Origin of the sequence: Rhodococcus sp. RS1C4, assembly GCF_002258225.1 — a bacterium.
GTDB lineage: Bacteria > Actinomycetota > Actinomycetes > Mycobacteriales > Mycobacteriaceae > Rhodococcoides > Rhodococcoides fascians_E.
Genome location: NZ_NOXZ01000004.1, coordinates 108,060 through 123,138, shown reverse-complemented (window position 1 = coordinate 123,138; position 15,079 = coordinate 108,060). Strand labels below are relative to the sequence as shown.

At 64.0% G+C, this 15,079-nt stretch carries 17 protein-coding genes; 10 read left to right on the top strand and 7 right to left on the bottom strand.

Annotated elements, in window-relative coordinates:
* The first annotated feature begins 2 nt into the window (after positions 1 to 2).
* Positions 3 to 653, top strand: coding sequence for a MadR family response regulator transcription factor (locus CH289_RS00840; protein ID WP_026347503.1), 651 nt, complete (start codon positions 3 to 5; stop codon positions 651 to 653).
* On the opposite strand, the gene mftM is transcribed toward CH289_RS00840, so the two are convergent.
* Together mftM and mftR are read right to left on the bottom strand one after the other, a co-directional pair.
* Positions 646 to 1,479 (bottom strand): mycofactocin oligosaccharide methyltransferase MftM, encoded by an 834-nt coding sequence (mftM, locus tag CH289_RS00835; RefSeq protein ID WP_020111192.1) that lies wholly within the window; start codon positions 1,477 to 1,479, stop codon positions 646 to 648. The two genes, CH289_RS00840 and mftM, sit on opposite strands and share 8 nt — an antisense overlap.
* 12 nt (positions 1,480 to 1,491) lie before the next feature.
* Positions 1,492 to 2,121: a mycofactocin system transcriptional regulator gene (gene mftR / locus CH289_RS00830; protein WP_019663501.1), complete on the bottom strand. Its 630-nt coding sequence runs from the start codon at positions 2,119 to 2,121 to the stop codon at positions 1,492 to 1,494.
* 115 nt (positions 2,122 to 2,236) lie between these two features.
* Between mftR and mftA the strand changes: the two genes are divergently transcribed.
* The 5 genes from mftA to mftD (CH289_RS00805) are packed head-to-tail and all read left to right on the top strand — an operon-like array spanning position 2,237 to position 6,287.
* On the top strand, positions 2,237 to 2,350 hold the full coding sequence (gene mftA, locus CH289_RS00825) for a mycofactocin precursor MftA (RefSeq protein WP_019663502.1): 114 nt from the start codon (positions 2,237 to 2,239) through the stop codon (positions 2,348 to 2,350).
* A 1-nt stretch (position 2,351) separates the two neighbouring features.
* On the top strand, positions 2,352 to 2,642 hold the full coding sequence (gene mftB / locus CH289_RS00820) for a mycofactocin biosynthesis chaperone MftB (protein ID WP_037181672.1): 291 nt from the start codon (positions 2,352 to 2,354) through the stop codon (positions 2,640 to 2,642).
* Positions 2,643 to 2,698: 56 nt separating this feature from the next.
* Positions 2,699 to 3,931: a mycofactocin radical SAM maturase gene (mftC, locus tag CH289_RS00815; protein WP_026347504.1), complete on the top strand. Its 1,233-nt coding sequence runs from the start codon at positions 2,699 to 2,701 to the stop codon at positions 3,929 to 3,931.
* Between the two features lie 13 nt (positions 3,932 to 3,944).
* Positions 3,945 to 5,123, top strand: a complete 1,179-nt coding sequence (mftD, locus tag CH289_RS00810) for a pre-mycofactocin synthase MftD (RefSeq protein ID WP_094627577.1) — start codon at positions 3,945 to 3,947, stop codon at positions 5,121 to 5,123.
* A 6-nt stretch (positions 5,124 to 5,129) separates the two neighbouring features.
* A complete protein-coding gene (gene mftD / locus CH289_RS00805) occupies positions 5,130 to 6,287 on the top strand; it encodes a pre-mycofactocin synthase MftD (RefSeq protein WP_094627578.1) in 1,158 nt (385 codons plus the stop codon).
* On the opposite strand, the gene CH289_RS00800 is transcribed toward mftD (CH289_RS00805), so the two are convergent.
* Together CH289_RS00800 and CH289_RS00795 are read right to left on the bottom strand one after the other, a co-directional pair.
* The gene (locus tag CH289_RS00800; protein ID WP_019663507.1) at positions 6,271 to 7,017 is read right to left on the bottom strand and encodes an IclR family transcriptional regulator; all 747 of its coding nucleotides are present in this window, start codon (positions 7,015 to 7,017) and stop codon (positions 6,271 to 6,273) included. The two genes, mftD (CH289_RS00805) and CH289_RS00800, sit on opposite strands and share 17 nt — an antisense overlap.
* Complete coding sequence (locus CH289_RS00795; RefSeq protein ID WP_094627579.1) at positions 7,017 to 8,540, bottom strand: APC family permease; 1,524 nt, start codon at positions 8,538 to 8,540, stop codon at positions 7,017 to 7,019. The genes CH289_RS00800 and CH289_RS00795 overlap by 1 nt, the downstream gene beginning before the upstream one ends.
* Positions 8,541 to 8,799: 259 nt before the next feature.
* Here CH289_RS00795 and CH289_RS00790 point away from each other — a divergent pair, with 259 nt between their 5' ends.
* The gene (locus CH289_RS00790; protein ID WP_094627580.1) at positions 8,800 to 10,377 is read left to right on the top strand and encodes a flavin monoamine oxidase family protein; all 1,578 of its coding nucleotides are present in this window, start codon (positions 8,800 to 8,802) and stop codon (positions 10,375 to 10,377) included.
* A 27-nt stretch (positions 10,378 to 10,404) separates the two neighbouring features.
* Positions 10,405 to 11,055: a Rid family hydrolase gene (locus CH289_RS00785; protein WP_094627581.1), complete on the top strand. Its 651-nt coding sequence runs from the start codon at positions 10,405 to 10,407 to the stop codon at positions 11,053 to 11,055.
* 3 nt (positions 11,056 to 11,058) lie between these two features.
* Here CH289_RS00785 and CH289_RS00780 read toward each other — a convergent pair whose 3' ends face one another.
* Entirely contained in the window at positions 11,059 to 11,670 is a 612-nt protein-coding gene (locus tag CH289_RS00780) for a nucleoside/nucleotide kinase family protein (RefSeq protein ID WP_019663511.1), read from the bottom strand.
* A 56-nt stretch (positions 11,671 to 11,726) separates the two neighbouring features.
* Here CH289_RS00780 and CH289_RS00775 point away from each other — a divergent pair, with 56 nt between their 5' ends.
* Positions 11,727 to 12,317: a CGNR zinc finger domain-containing protein gene (locus tag CH289_RS00775; protein WP_037144490.1), complete on the top strand. Its 591-nt coding sequence runs from the start codon at positions 11,727 to 11,729 to the stop codon at positions 12,315 to 12,317.
* Positions 12,314 to 12,715 (top strand): SRPBCC domain-containing protein, encoded by a 402-nt coding sequence (locus CH289_RS00770; protein ID WP_094627582.1) that lies wholly within the window; start codon positions 12,314 to 12,316, stop codon positions 12,713 to 12,715. Before CH289_RS00775 ends, CH289_RS00770 begins: the two co-directional genes overlap by 4 nt.
* Here the strand turns inward: CH289_RS00770 and CH289_RS00765 are convergent.
* Entirely contained in the window at positions 12,706 to 13,440 is a 735-nt protein-coding gene (locus CH289_RS00765) for an aspartate/glutamate racemase family protein (RefSeq protein WP_094726999.1), read from the bottom strand. The two genes, CH289_RS00770 and CH289_RS00765, sit on opposite strands and share 10 nt — an antisense overlap.
* Before the next feature lie 10 nt (positions 13,441 to 13,450).
* Entirely contained in the window at positions 13,451 to 15,010 is a 1,560-nt protein-coding gene (locus tag CH289_RS00760) for an NCS1 family nucleobase:cation symporter-1 (protein WP_179275262.1), read from the bottom strand.
* Between the last annotated feature and the right edge of the window lie 69 nt (positions 15,011 to 15,079).

Sequence of the window (15,079 nt, the reverse complement as noted above, 5' to 3'; positions counted from 1 at the left end):
TCATGACAGTATCGACGACAGTGGTCAGAATCGTGCTGGTCGACGATCACGCCATCCTCCGTGACGGACTCAGATCCGTCCTCGAACGTGAAGCGGACCTGTCCGTCGTCGGTGAAGCGTCGTCGCGAGCGGAAGGCCTCGCCGTCGTCGAACGCGTGAAACCGGACATCGTGCTCATGGACCTCAAGCTGTCGGCGAGTACCGATTACGAGGGCTTGGCTCTGTGTGCGCAGCTGTCCGGTGCGCACCCGACCATCGGTTTGTTGGTGTTGACGACGTTCCTCGACGACCGACTCGTGGTGGAGGCCGTGCACGCGGGGGCGCGGGGATACGTCGTCAAGGACGTCGACACCACCGAGTTGGTTCGAGCGATTCGGGCCGTGTCTCGTGGTGAGAGTGCTTTCGACTCGCGCAGTGCGTCAGCGGTCATCCGATCGCTCAACGGTCAGGGATCTGCCGTGGAGCGTCTCACCGACCGTGAACTGGAAGTGCTACGCCTACTGGCAACAGGGTTGTCCAACAACAGCATCGGCACCCGTTTGTTCATCTCCGCGACGACGGTCAAGTTCCACGTCAGCAACATCATGCGCAAGCTCGGGGTGAGCCGGCGGGCGGAAGCCGTCTATGCGGCAAGCAAGCAAGGTCTCATCTGATCGACACCACCCGTGCATCGGCGGGCGTGGTGTCGAGAACCAGCCAGCCGCCGTGGAATTCGTCCACCTCGTAGGGCAGGGTTGTGCTCAGCCCCAACGCCGTCAGTGCGGCAGCGTCGAACGTCCTGACGTGTCCGTGGCAGGCTGTTGCCTCGGCCTCGAACGGGACCGCGATCACGACGCGTCGGCGGGCGATTCGGATGGCCTCGGCGACGATTCGTCCGCCCAGTTCCTCGTCCACGTGCTCGAGCAGATGAAGCGCAGTGACGGTGTCCGCGCTGTTCGGCGCTACCGGAATCCCCGACGCGTCGCAGGTGAGAACGTCGAGCGTGGCGCCCAGGTGCGGGGCGACGGTGCGCAGCAGAGTCATCGTCCCGGCGGACAGGTCCGTGGCGGTGACGTCGACGCCGTCGAGGGCGAGCCGGAGCGGGAAGAAGCCGAAGCAGGATCCGAGATCCAGAACTGACCCCGTGACAAGGGTCTCGGCACGTGCATGAACAGGCGCGAATTCGGCTGCACCCGAGAGGAGGTCGTCGAGCGAGTTTCGATAGTAGGTCGTCCACGCCTGCAGTGGATCGGCCACCGTGGTCAGTACCAGCCCCACCATGACGAGTTCGAACTCGCGCTGCGACAGAGTCAGATCCGTGATGCGGTGGACCAGACTCTCGCCGATGTGCGTGGACGTCAACGCGTGCTCGACGCGCAGTGGCGCGGAGCACCGCACCTCGACTGCGCCAGGCGGGAGGGACTCGGAGTATTCGACGGTCACGCTGTCGTGAGTCCATCGCCTCTGGTGGGCTGGGGCCAGAGCGTCGAGTTCGGTCATGTCGGATCTTTCCTAGGGGGTGCGCGGGCTCGGTGCGCCGGCATCGGCGTCGAGACCTCCGTACAGGGTGCGAGCGCCATCGGAGAGCAACGAAGCGAGGTCCAACTCGTCGTCCGTCAACCACTGCTCGTACGCCGAGATTGCCACACCGAGGACCATCCAGCCAACGGTTCGCGGAAAATGGTCGGTGGGCTCGGAATCGGTTCGGGCCGCCACGTATTGGGCGATCACCTCACGCCACCCCTCGTACATCAGCATCGAATAGCCCTGCAGTGCTGGATTGCGGAGGATGAGTTCCATTCGCTGGCGATGAACGGGCGTCTCGTCGTCGGGAAAAGTATTGAACTTCAGGAGTGCCGACCGAATGCCGTCGGCGAGCGAAATGTCGTCGGGAAGCGAATCGAGCAGGCTGCGTAACGCCGTCAACTGCTCGTCGAAATCACCCCACGGCACCGCGTTCTTGGATGCGAAATATCGGAAGAACGTACGACGGGCGATCCCCGCGGCGTCGGCGATGTCGTCGACGCTCGTGGTGTCGAAACCGTTCTTGGCGAACAGTTCGATCGCGATATCGCTGATCTGCCCCCGCGTCGTGGACGGGCGACGACCTACCCGGCTGGACGGTTTCTTGCGACTGACCACTTTTTTCTCTCCGATAGGTGTCTTTATGCACTCGATGCCATTATGGTGGTGAACCAAGTCACTGTCACCGATGACTGTGACCCATCCGATAAGTCTCGCCGATGGAGGTACACCGATGTCTCAGAACCCGAAGACCGATGTGACGAACGCAGCCGTGGTCGAATCCGACCTGATCGAAGAATCGCTGGTGGAAGAAGTGTCCATCGACGGCATGTGCGGCGTCTACTGACATGTCGGCACCCGTGAAGGCACTCCCAGCCGTGGACCTCGACGCTCGGTGGGCTCTTCACCCGCAGGTGGCGCTGCGCCCCGAATCCTTCGGGGCGCTGCTCTACCACTTCGGGACACGGAAGCTCTCCTTTCTGAAGAATCGCACGATCGTAGCGATCATCGAATCCTTCCCGCAGCATCCGGACATGAGGTCCGCGATCTCCGCAGCCGGAATCGACCAGTCGGCCTGCGCGCCGTACGTCAGAGCGCTTGCCACTCTGGCCGATTCGAAGATGATCACCAAGCTCTGACGCCCGAACCAGCCCTTCGGGCGCCGGACACCCCTCAACTCCAAGAGGACAGCGAAATGACCTCCATGCTCGAAAGACCGGCACCACCACCCGCGGTGGGCAAGCTGGTCGACCAATTCGAACTCGGCCTCGACGCGCCGATCTGCCTGACCTGGGAACTGACCTATGCCTGCAACCTCTCCTGCGTGCATTGCCTGTCGTCCTCGGGTCGACGAGATCCCCGTGAACTGAGCACCGAACAGTGCAAATCGATCATCGACGAGCTGCAGAAAATGCAGGTGTTCTACGTCAACATCGGTGGTGGTGAGCCGACGGTTCGATCCGACTTCTGGGAGCTCGTCGACTATGCGACGGCCCATCAGGTCGGTGTGAAGTTCTCGACCAACGGAGTCAAGATCGACAAGGACGTGGCTGCTCGTCTGGCTGCCTCCGACTACGTCGACGTACAGATCTCGATCGACGGTGCCACCGCCGAGGTCAACGATGCGGTACGCGGACCCGGTTCGTTCGACATGGCCTGCCGTGCACTGGAGAACCTGCGTGAAGCCGGGTTCGAGGACGCCAAGATCTCCGTCGTCGTCACTCGCCACAACGTGAGTCAGCTCGACGACTTCAAAGCGCTTGCCGACAAGTACGGTGCGACACTTCGTATCACGCGACTTCGGCCCTCGGGACGCGGAGCCGACGTGTGGGACGATCTGCATCCGACGGCGGGACAGCAGCGCGAGCTGTACAACTGGCTCGTCGCCAACGGCGAAGGTGTGCTCACCGGAGACTCCTTCTTCCACCTGTCCGCGTTCGGTGACGCACTGCCCGGTTTGAATCTGTGCGGCGCCGGCCGTGTCGTCTGCTTGATCGACCCGATCGGAGACGTCTACGCCTGCCCCTTCGCCATCCACGAGCAGTTCCTCGCCGGCAACATCGTCCGTGATGCGAAAGACGGTATGGGCGGGTTCCAATCCGTCTGGCAGACATCGGAGTTGTTCCAGGAACTGCGGTCGCCGCAAACGTCGGGGGCGTGCACCAAGTGCTCGTTCTTCGACTCGTGCCGCGGCGGTTGCATGGCTGCGAAATTCTTCACCGGCCTCCCCATGGACGGTCCGGATCCCGAATGCGTCATCGGTAACGGCGAACTCGCGTTGGCTGCGGCGGGGGAGATCCCCAAGTCCAGCGTCGATCATTCTCGGTCCGGTGAACGTAAGACACCCCGCAAATCGGTTCCGCTCACATTGATGATGCGGCCCCCGGCAAAGATCTGCGACGAGAATCCCCTCGCAGGAATGGAATAGGAAGAAATCAGTCATGGCCAAGAGTGCGTGGTTCGAAACCGTTGCCGAGGCGCAGCGGCGTGCCAAGAAGCGTCTACCCAAGTCCGTGTACGCCGCCCTGGTGGCGGGCTCGGAACGGGGTATCACCGTCGACGACAACACCGCGGCGTTCGGCGAGCTCGGTTTCGCGCCCCACGTGGCAGGTCTGTCGGACAAGCGTGACCTGGCGACGACAGTCATGGGGCAGCCACTCTCCTTCCCGGTCATGATCTCGCCGACGGGTGTGCAGGCGGTGCACCCCGACGGCGAGGTCGCCGTGGCCAGGGCGGCGGCGGCACGAGGAATCCCGATCGGCCTGTCCTCGTTCGCGAGCAAGTCCGTGGAGGAAGTCACGGCGGCGAACGCGCAGACGTTCTTCCAGATGTACTGGGTCGGTTCGCGCGAAGTGCTGCTGCAGCGCATGGAACGTGCACGTGCAGCGGGCGCGGTGGGTCTGATCATGACGCTCGACTGGTCGTTCTCCAACGGTCGCGACTGGGGTAGCCCGTCGATTCCGGAGAAGATGGATCTGAAGGCGATGTGGCAGTTCGCGCCGGAGGGCATCACCCGCCCGAAGTGGCTGTGGGAGTTCGCGAAGACCGGGAAGATTCCCGATCTGACCACCCCGAATCTCACCCCGCCCGACGGTGGTGCGGCGCCGACGTTCTTCGGTGCCTACGGCGAATGGATGGGTACCCCACTTCCGACGTGGGAGGACGTCGCCTGGCTGCGCGAGCAGTGGGGTGGTCCGTTCATGCTCAAGGGGGTCATGCGCGTCGACGACGCCAAGAAGGCCGTGGACGCGGGGGTCAGCGCGATCTCCGTGTCGAACCACGGCGGAAACAACCTCGATGGAACCCCGGCACCGATCCGAGCGTTGCCCGCAATCGCCGATGCCGTCGGCGACCAGATCGAGATCACCCTCGACGGTGGAATCAGGAGGGGGAGCGACGTCGTCAAGGCCCTCGCCCTCGGCGCCAAGGCTGTGTTGATCGGCCGAGGTTACCTGTGGGGTCTGGCCGCCAACGGTCAGGCCGGTGTGGAGAATGTTCTCGACATCCTGCGCGGTGGTGTCGATTCGGCAGTTCTCGGTCTCGGTCATTCGTCGGTGCACGACCTGTCGCCGTCGGATGTCGTGATGCCGCTCGGATTCGACCGGAAGCTCGGCGTCTGACCGAGAGTGTCCAACGACAAGGAGTGGTTCGAGACTGTCGCGGAGGCTCAGCGGCGCGCGAAGAAGCGGCTTCCCCGATCCGTGTATTCGGCGTTGCTGGCCGGTTCCGAAGAGGGCATCACGGTCGCGGACAACACGGCTGCATTCGCCGAATTGGGATTTGCACCCCGAGTCGCGGGATTGTCCGATGCACGCGATCTGTCGACGACGTTGATGGGTCAGCCGATGTCGTTCCCGGTCGTGATCTCGCCGACGGGTGTGCAGGCGGTACATCCGGACGGTGAAGTCGCGGTGGCCAGAGCTGCTGCCGCGCAGGGTGTTCCGATGGGGTTGTCGTTGTTCGCGAGCAAGTCCATCGAGGACGTCGTCGCGGCGAACCCGCAGACGTTCTTCCAACTGCACTGGGTGGGGTCGAGGGACTTCCTGTCTCACCTGGTCGAACGAGCGCGTGCAGCGGGCGCGGTCGGGCTGATACTGACGATGGACTGGTCGTTCTCGGAGGGCAGGGACTGGGGGAGCCCGGCCATTCCGGAGCGGGTCGATCTACGCACCATGGCTCGGTTCGCGCCGGAGGCCGTCTTGCATCCTCGGTGGCTGGGACAGTGGGTGCGCTCGGGGGCGATCCCTGATCTGACGGCTCCGAATCTGACCCCTCCCGGCGGCGCTCCACCGACGTTCTTCGGCGCGTACCGCGAGTGGACGAGGACACCGCTCCCGACGTGGGAGGACATTGCGTGGCTGCGTGAGCAGTGGGGTGGACCGTTCATGCTCAAGGGAATCGCACGCGTCGACGACGCGGAGCGAGCCGTCGACATCGGTTGCACGGCGCTGTCGGTGTCCAACCACGGCGGAAACAACCTCGACGGAACACCTGCGTCGATCCGCCTGCTGCCCAGCATCGTCGACGCTGTGGGGGAGCGGGTCGAGATCACCCTCGACGGTGGGGTCCGCCGGGGCAGCGACGTCGCGAAAGCCGTCGCCTTCGGTGCACGCGCGGTGTTGATCGGTCGTGCGTACCTGTGGGGGCTGGCGGCCGCAGGTCAGCCTGGGGTCGAGAACGTTCTCGACATTCTGCGCGGAGGCCTCGACTCCGCGGTCCTCGGCCTCGGGTGTTCCTCGGTGCAGGACCTGTCACCGTCGGACATCGTCACCCGCACAGGGTGATCTGGCTCGCACTGGATCTCAGGAGGTCGAGCAGCTCGGGATCCTCCGGATCGAGCCGTCCGGTGCGGCCGATCACGGCGATGCACCCGGAGACCCCACCCGTGTCGTCGCGGACCGGCACCGCCACGGCGGACCTGCCCATCTTGATCTCGTCGCGTTCCGTGGCGACGTCGGTGGCACGGATTCGACTGAGCTCGATCGCGAGGTCCGCGAGGTCGACGATGGTGTGGGATGTGAACTTACGCAGATCCGCCAACGAGTTTCCGTCGGCCCGATTGGCCAACAACAATTTTCCGATCGCCGACGCGTGCACGTGTGTCGTCAGGGCCGTCTCGCCGGTGAGCTCGTGGTCCGGGTCCCGATCGAGAAGCCGGATGCGGTCGCCGGCGTACGTCGCCAGATAGACCCCGAAGCGGGTCCGACCTCGTACCGTGTCGATCACCTGTGAATAGTCCACCTCCGTCGACGGTGCGGCTCCGGCGAGCTCCCGCGTTCGACGACCCAGAGCGAAGCCCGACAGATCGTCGATCCGTACGAGAAAGCCGTCGGCCACCAGGATGTTGAGCAATCGGTACGCCGTTGCCGGCGGCGTCGACGTCGCGTGGGCGATTTCCTTGGCCGTCGCACCCGAACCGAGACGGGCAACGGCTTCGAGCAGCGCAAGTGCCTTCTGGACTGCGCGGGGTTCGTGTCCTCCGAGCTCGTGGGTTCGTGCGGTGCGAAGAGCCATCAGCGCGATTCGGACGCAGGAGATTTCACCAGGGCAACGGCTCCGCGCGAATTCTCACCGTACGTCACCGCTCCGGGCAGTACGTCGTGACTTTCCGCGCTGTCGAAGACGCCGACGGCGTCGAGCGACCGGGGCCGTCTGTGGTGGAGAACCGCGCGCCACGCCAGTCCGGACGCGCCGAGCAGACCGAGCATGACGAGCAGCGTGATGTTCTGCTGCACACCGACCGTGAACAGAAGATTCGCGAGAATCGCCGTGCCGGAGGCACATGCCAGCACTCCGGCGCACACGACGGGTGTCGTCAGCTCGCCGATGCGTCGCAGGAACGCCACTGCAGCTACGGAGGCGACGGCGTATCCGACGATGACGGCCGCACGGGCGAGCAAGCGAACGTCGTCCAGGAACCGGAAGTTGTCGAAGATCGGGATGCCGGCGGCGATCGCGAGCAGCGAACCGAGCCCGACGACGAGTCCGACGACGATCCAGAGAGCAACGTGCGGGGTTCGGAACACTCGGTGCACGCAGGCGACTCGGCGCGTGACCACGTTCTCGACGCCCATCGTGTACAGCAGGCGCGACGCCGCATTCGACGATGCCATGGCCGAGGCCAACCACGAGAAACTCAGGCCGAGATTCAATGCCACGACGAGCCACGCGTCGATACCCGTCGACGTCCCGTGCTGGTAGGCACCGACAAGCACGCCGCCGCGGCCGGACCAGACAGCCCACGCGGCGAACGTGAACAGCGCACCGCAGATGATCGGGGTGAAAAGGACGGTTCTGGTGACGTTGACGAGAGGCCGCTTCGCCTCCGGGGCGAAGAAGGTGGCGCTCTCGAAACCGGCCAACGAGAACATGGCGCCGAGCGCGACGATCATGAGTCCGTTCGGCGCCCCGGACGGTTCGATCTCGACCGGGCCGCTGCTGGGAAACACGAGAAGGGCGGTGATGAACAGCAGCGAGCAGACTTCCACTACGAGGATGGCCGTCGCGGCGAATCTGACTCCGCGGAGCAGACATCCGAGCATCGCCGCTGCGATCACACCGTGCACCGCGGCGATACCCAGGATTCCGCCGGTGGGCACGCCCAGCTCGTGCAGAACCGTTCGGACGGCCTGTCCTCCGAAGTACAGGGTCATTGCGCCACTCGCGCAGTATTTGCACAGCATCGCTGCGCCCACGGTCAGTGCGCCCCTCGGTCCCGACCCCTTGACCGCGAAGCTGTACAGACCTCCGGACGAGGAGAACCTCCGGGTGAACTGGGAGACACAGAAGGCGATCAACGACACCACGATCGTCGCCGCCAGTATCGTCAGAACACCGGCGAGCATGGTCTCGTGGGTGAGCATCGTGAGCGGCAGAATCACCATCGATGCGGCGGGCGCCGTCGTGGCCACCGACTGCGCGAACATTTCGACTCCCGACAGCTGCCGACGGCCGAGGGCGCGCAACGGTGACAGTGCAGGGCGCTCGGGCTCCCGCGCTGCGAAGGACGCGGTGATGGCGTGTTCCAGTGCAGACATGATGGCCGAAAAATAGCCGTGAATTGTTGCGCCCCGATTTCGTGAATGCTTCACCTGTTCGCACGCGAGTGATAAGCCTCGGCGAATCCGCTACCGCTTCTCACTGCATCTGTCGCAAGACGTTTCCTGCGCTACGCATTCCGGAATTGTGTGCGTTCCACGATTGCCCTGACTCGAAACCAGTGATTTCGACGGCCAGGGCTACCTGGGGTGGGCAGAAGGAGTGGAAGAGCACATGGGAGTTACACGGAGATCGTTCATGCGGGGACTCGGAGTCACCGGCGGTGCGGGTCTCGCTTACGGAGCGATGTCGACGCTGGGGTTGGCGCCCTCGGCGGCAGCAGCCCCCTCACGATTCCAGGCACCGGCGATGGCCGATCTGATCGGGCGAGTCGACGGCAGCCCCACCGTGGTGGTGCTGGGCGGTGGGCCCGCGGGACTGTGCGCCACGTACGAGTTGCAGAAGGCCGGGTACTCCGTGACCGTCCTCGAGGCTCGGCAGCGTCCGGGTGGACGCGTGTGGTCGATCCGAGGCGGAGCGGAGGAAACGGATCTCAACGGAGAAACGCAGAAGTGCACCTTCTCCGAGGGGCACTTCTACAACATCGGAGCAACCCGAATTCCGCAGAGCCACATCACGATGGACTACTGCAGGGAACTCGGCGTCGAACTCCAGACATTCGGAAACCAGAATGCCAACACCGTAGTCAACTACAAGAGCGACACGTCTCTGAATCAGAAGTCCGTGTCCTACCGTGCAGCGAAAGCCGACACCTACGGGTACATGTCGGAGTTGCTGCAGAAGGCCGCGAGCCGCGGTGCCCTCGACGACGTGCTCACCGCGGACGACAAGGACGCCCTGTCGGAGTTTCTCTCCGATCTCGGAGACCTGTCCGACGACGGAAGATACGTAGGCTCGTCGCGGCGCGGGTACTCCTCGGAACCGGGCGCCGGCCTGGACTTCGGTACCGAGACCGAGCCGTTCGGCATGTCGGAGGTCATCCGCAGCGGCATCGGGCGTAACTTCAGTTTCGAGTTCGGGTACGACCAGGCCATGCTGATGTTCACCCCCGTGGGAGGCATGGACCGCATCTACTACGCGTTCGCCGAGTCCATCGGCGAGGACAACATCGTCTACGGCGCCGAAGTCACGTCCATGAAGAACACCTCCGGTGGCGCGACGGTCGAGTACGTGAAGGACGGATCCGCACAGTCGATCTCGGCGGACTACGTGATCTGCACGATTCCCCCGAACCTCATCGGGAGGCTGGACACCAACCTCCCTGCGGACGTACTCGCCGCCAATCTCGCGGCGAAGGCGTCGTCGTCGGGCAAGCTGGGCATCGAGTACTCGCGTCGGTGGTGGGAGACCGACGAGCGGATCTACGGCGGTGCCAGCAACACCGATCTGGACATCTCGCAGATCATGTTCCCCTACGACCACTACAACTCCGATCGCGGCGTGGTCGTCGGCTACTACAACTCCGGCAAACGGCACGTGGCATTCGAATCGCTCACGCACAAACAGCGTCTGGCGAAAGCTCTCGCCGAAGGCTCGCTGCTCCACGGTGAGAAGTACACCAAGGACATCTCCAGTTCGTTCTCGGGAAGTTGGCGCCGAACCAAGTATTCCGAGAGCGCGTGGGCGAACTGGGCAGGGTCGGGCGGATCGCACGGCGGCACGGCCACGGCCGAGTACGAGTTGCTGTTGAAGCCGGTCGATCGCATCTACTTCGCCGGGGACCACCTGTCCAATGCCATCGCGTGGCAGCACGGCGCCTTCACCTCCGCACGCGACGTCGTCACTGCGCTCCACGAGCGCGTCGTCGCGTCCTGACCTCTCACTTCCACGAAAGGAAATCTCTTGTCCAAGGTCACACGTTCCTTCTTCGCCGCGCTCGCTGCCGGTGCCGTCGTGTTCACGGCGGCGTGCTCGTCGGACTCCTCGGCCGCCGACACCTCGACCGACACGGCGCCGGGCGCCAGGTCGGTCCTCGAAGCGGGGGAGTCGAATCCGATGATCGCCCAGGGAGTCGAGATCGCAGGGGATGCAACGGTGTACAAGACGAGCGGTATCGGCCCCATTGCGATGAACGACGCCGCTCCGACCGGCACTCCCGAGTCCTTCGTCGACACCGACGAGTTCTCCGGCGGCACGCTCCCCGACGGCGTCACCGTCACCGAAGCGCAAGGCATCAACGTCCTGAAGAAAATCAGGGACAACCTCGAAGCCGAAGGCTATTCGCTCGAGGACGTGGTGACCATGCGTGTGTTCCTCGACAACGCACCCGGTGCCGCGGTCGCGGACTTCGCCGGCTGGAACCGGGCGTACCGGCAGTTCTTCGCCAACACCAACCTGGACTCGGACGAGACGGAACTGGTACCGATGGGTACCGCGGAGCCTGCGGCACCCATGGAGCGCAACTCGGCACGACCGACCCGCTTCGCCCTCGAAGTCGCCACCCTCCCCGTTCCCGGCTGGCTCGTGGAGGTGGAGGTCGACGCGGTCAAGTAACCCTCACAGACGAACGCGGCGGTCCGCACGAGATGCGGTGGAGGCGACGAGGACAGCGTTGTCCTCGTCGCTTCCAAGCGTCCACGCTCGTGCTTCGAAATCCGTTTTACCGAACATGCTGTGCCGCTCCACGAGTCGGGTGCGACGCAGTTCGTCGTCGATGTCGATGAACCAGACTTCGTCGATCTCGGCACGTGCCAGTGGCCAGTCCCCCTCGTCGAGCAGAAGATAGTTTCCCTCGGTGATCACCAACGGCACGTCCGGGGCGACCGCAATGCTGCCTGCGATGGGCTCTTCGAGGGTTCTGTCGAAGCGCGGCGCGTAGACGATCCCGGCGTCGTACTCGTGTCGGAGGCGACGCAACAGATGCGCGTAACCCGCGGCATCGAACGTGTCGGGCGCGCCCTTCCTGGCCCGACGCCCGAGTGCGTCGAGGGTGGCGTCGGCGAGATGGAACCCGTCCATGGGCACCAATACTGCGCGGTCGGATCCGAGCCCGTCGACCAGGCGTCCACCGAGCGTCGACTTGCCCGCGCCGGGCGCCCCGGCTATCCCGAGAATTCTTCGGCCCGGTCCGGCCGCGAGGTCGTTCGCCCACGCGATCAACTCGTCCATGGTGCGACAGTATGCCGAGGGTTTCCGAATCTGCGGTAACCGGTTAATGTGGTTACATGGCAGCTGCTCGGTCGGTCAATCTGGTCTCGCGCGACGGCGTCGCGTTCACGGTCGAAACGGGTGCCCTGTGTATCGATGTTCTCTACACCGGAGGTCTCGCCGAACGTGCGCAGTGGGAAACGTTGCGTTCACCCGAAGATCTTCAGGTGTGGGCGGAAGGTGCGAGCGTGTTCTGGGGACCGATCGTCGTTCCGGTGACGAATCGGGATCTGGCCGACATCGTATCGCTCCGAGAAGCGATCTGGAAAAGCGTGAATCGAGTGATCGACGGTGACGACCCTGCAGTATCGGACGTCGATTCGATCAACATTTTTGCAGACCGGTCGGCACCGAGACCTCGGCTCGAGGAGGGAACGATCGTCACTGTCGGGCGAACGGACGGTGCTGCAGTGGTGGGTGCGATCGCGCGCGACGCCATCGAGCTTCTGGGCTCTCCCAGGCGTGAACGGCTTCGCAGGTGTCACGCAACAGACTGTGCTCTGGTCTTTCTCGACACCTCGCGTGCTGGAGCGCGTCGGTGGTGCTCGATGGCCAGGTGCGGAAACCGCGCCAAGGCGCGAACGAGACGACGAACGGAGCAGCAATGAGTCCAGTCGGAAAAACCAAGGACGCAGGGTGGGAGATCGGGGTGTCGAAGACACTCCCGTTCACGGTCGACCAGGTGTGGGCAGCGTTGGTCGATTCTCCCGACCTCTGGCTGGGTTCGGGAGCGAAGATCCCGCACTCGAAGGGTGAGCCGTGGTCGGCCGAGGACGGGACGACGGGCGAGTTGCGCAGCCGCACACATTTCGACCGAGTTCGGCTGACGTGGCGGCCGGCAACGTGGTCGCACGACAGTACGGTCCAGGTCGCCGTCCGCGCATCCGGTGAACGAACGATGGTGCGCTTCCATCAGGAGCGCCTCGCCGACGCCGAGGAACGTGAAATGCAGAGAATTCACTGGACGCAGGTACTGACACGCGTGGAGCGGGCGCTTCAGGGCTGAGAACCGAAGCCGGACAGCAAACCCGAGTATGCCTTGGGTGGAGGTGGTGCGAATTCGCTGCGCTTTCCTGTGCGCAGGCCCATGGTGACGAGCGACTGAACGGCGAGTGTTGCCGCGGCGACACCGTCGACGACCGGCACCCCGATCTCCGACGAGATGTGCTCGCACAGGTCGGCCATGCCGGCGCAGCCGAGCACGATGGCGTCGCTTCCGTCGGATTCCAGAGCGTCACGACATGCTTCGGTGACGATCTTGCGGGCGTCGGGGTCGGTCTCGAGGTCGAGGACAGGAATGTCGCATGCGTGGACCGCGAGGCATGTGCGGGTGAAACCGTAGTGGTCGGCGAGGTCCTGTGCTCTGCCCGTGGTGCGTTGCAGAGTGGTGACCACCGAGAACCCTCGACCGAGGAAGCTCGCAGCATGCATCGCAGCCTCGGCGATCCCGACGACGGGGCCTGCGGCAGCTTCACGGGCGGCGTCCATGCCCGGATCGCCGAAGCAGGCGATGACGTAACCGTCGGCGCCCTGCTGTTCGCCGATCGCGATCTGTTCGAGAATGCCTGGCACACTGAGTGCTTCGTCGACGTGCGATTCGATGGAGGCGGGCCCCATCGTCGGATTGACCGCGTCGACGAGCGTGCCCGGACCGGCTACGGCCCGGGCACACCTGCCGATCGTGTCGGTCATCGACCATGTGGTGTTGGGATTGATGACCTTGATGAGCACCTTCAGAATCCTATGCGCTCACGGAATCGTCGAGATGGTTCGTCACGGCGAGCTTGGTCCTGGTGGCGAGAACGTAGTACAGCCCGAACCCGATTCCACATCCGATGAACCAGCTGTACTTGGACGCGGTCGCCATCCCGGCGATCTCCATTCCCTCGATGGCGCCGTTGAACAGCACCGGGAACATGGCGATCAGTGCACCGACTGTCGTGGCGTACACGGCAGCGGGGTTGTAACCCTTTGAGTACCAGTACTTCCCGGCAGGAGACATGGTGAACAATTCGTCGACGACGACCCTCTGCTTGCGCACCAGGTAGTAGTCCGCGATCAGGACGCCGAACAGTGGGCCGATGAATGCGCCGAGCGTCTCGAGCGTGAGGTGGATGACCTCGGGGTTGTTGTAGAGGTTCCACGGGGTGATCAGGACCGAGCCGACGGCGGCGATCATGCCGCCTGCCCGCCAACTGATCTTCTGCGGGCTGACGTTGGAGAAGTCGAAGGCGGGGGAGATGAAGTTCGCGACGATGTTGATGCCGATCGTCGCGATGGTGAACGTCAACGCACCGAGAACGATGGCGAAGGTGCTGTCGATCCGGGCTACCGTCTCCACCGGGTCGGTGATGAGTTCACCGAACACGGGCAGCGTCAGGGACGCGGTGACCACGACCAGGATCGAGAAGACCAGGAAGTTGACCGGCAGACCGAGGAAGTTCCCTTTCTTCACTGCGGCGTAGGACTTTCCGTAACGGGAGAAGTCGCCGAAGTTGAGCATGGGGCCGGAGAAGTACGAGACGACGAGAGCGATGGCGCCGAGCATGACCGGAACGGAACTGAATCCTGTGTACTCGACTTCGCCCAGGTTCAGATCGATTGCACCCCAACCGGCCTTCCAGATGAGGTAGCCGCACAGCGCGAACATGACCACGTAGACGGCAGGCCCGCAGAAGTCGATGAACTTACGAATCGACTCCATGCCGCGCCAGAAGACAGCCGCCTGCAGTACCCACAGGAACAGAAAGCTCGCCCATCCGAGAGCGGAGAGGCCTGCGAAGCCGTAATCGGCGGTGACGGCGTACGGAGCAAACGACGGGAACAGTTTGATCAGGACGATGTCCAGCGCCGCCGACGCCAGAAATGTCTGAATTCCGTACCAGGCCACCGCGATCAGACCGCGGATGATCGCCGGGATGTTGGCGCCCAGGACACCGAACGACGCCCGGCACATCACCGGGTAGGGAACGCCCGCCACCTGGCTGGGCTTGGCGACGAGATTGCAGAAGAAGTAGACGATGGTGATGCCGACGAGCAGGGACACCAGGACCTGCCAACTGGCCAGCCCGAGCGCGAAAAGGCTACCTGCGGTGACGTATCCGCCGACGGAGTGCACGTCGGACATCCAGAACGCGAACAGGTTGTACGACGTCCACGACTGCTTCTTCAGCGGCGCCAGGTCTTCGTTGGTCAGTCTCGGGTCGTAACTGTCCTTGATCAGTCCACCGCCGACGGGATGGCCTGCTGCCTCGATCATGTCGCCGACAGGCGATATCGAGCTGTTCGCTGTGTCTGTCATCGATGCTCCTGGTACGTCGTGCGAAAGAGCGCTTCGGGTGTGATCGGCCTCTGCCTTCGGTGGCCCGAG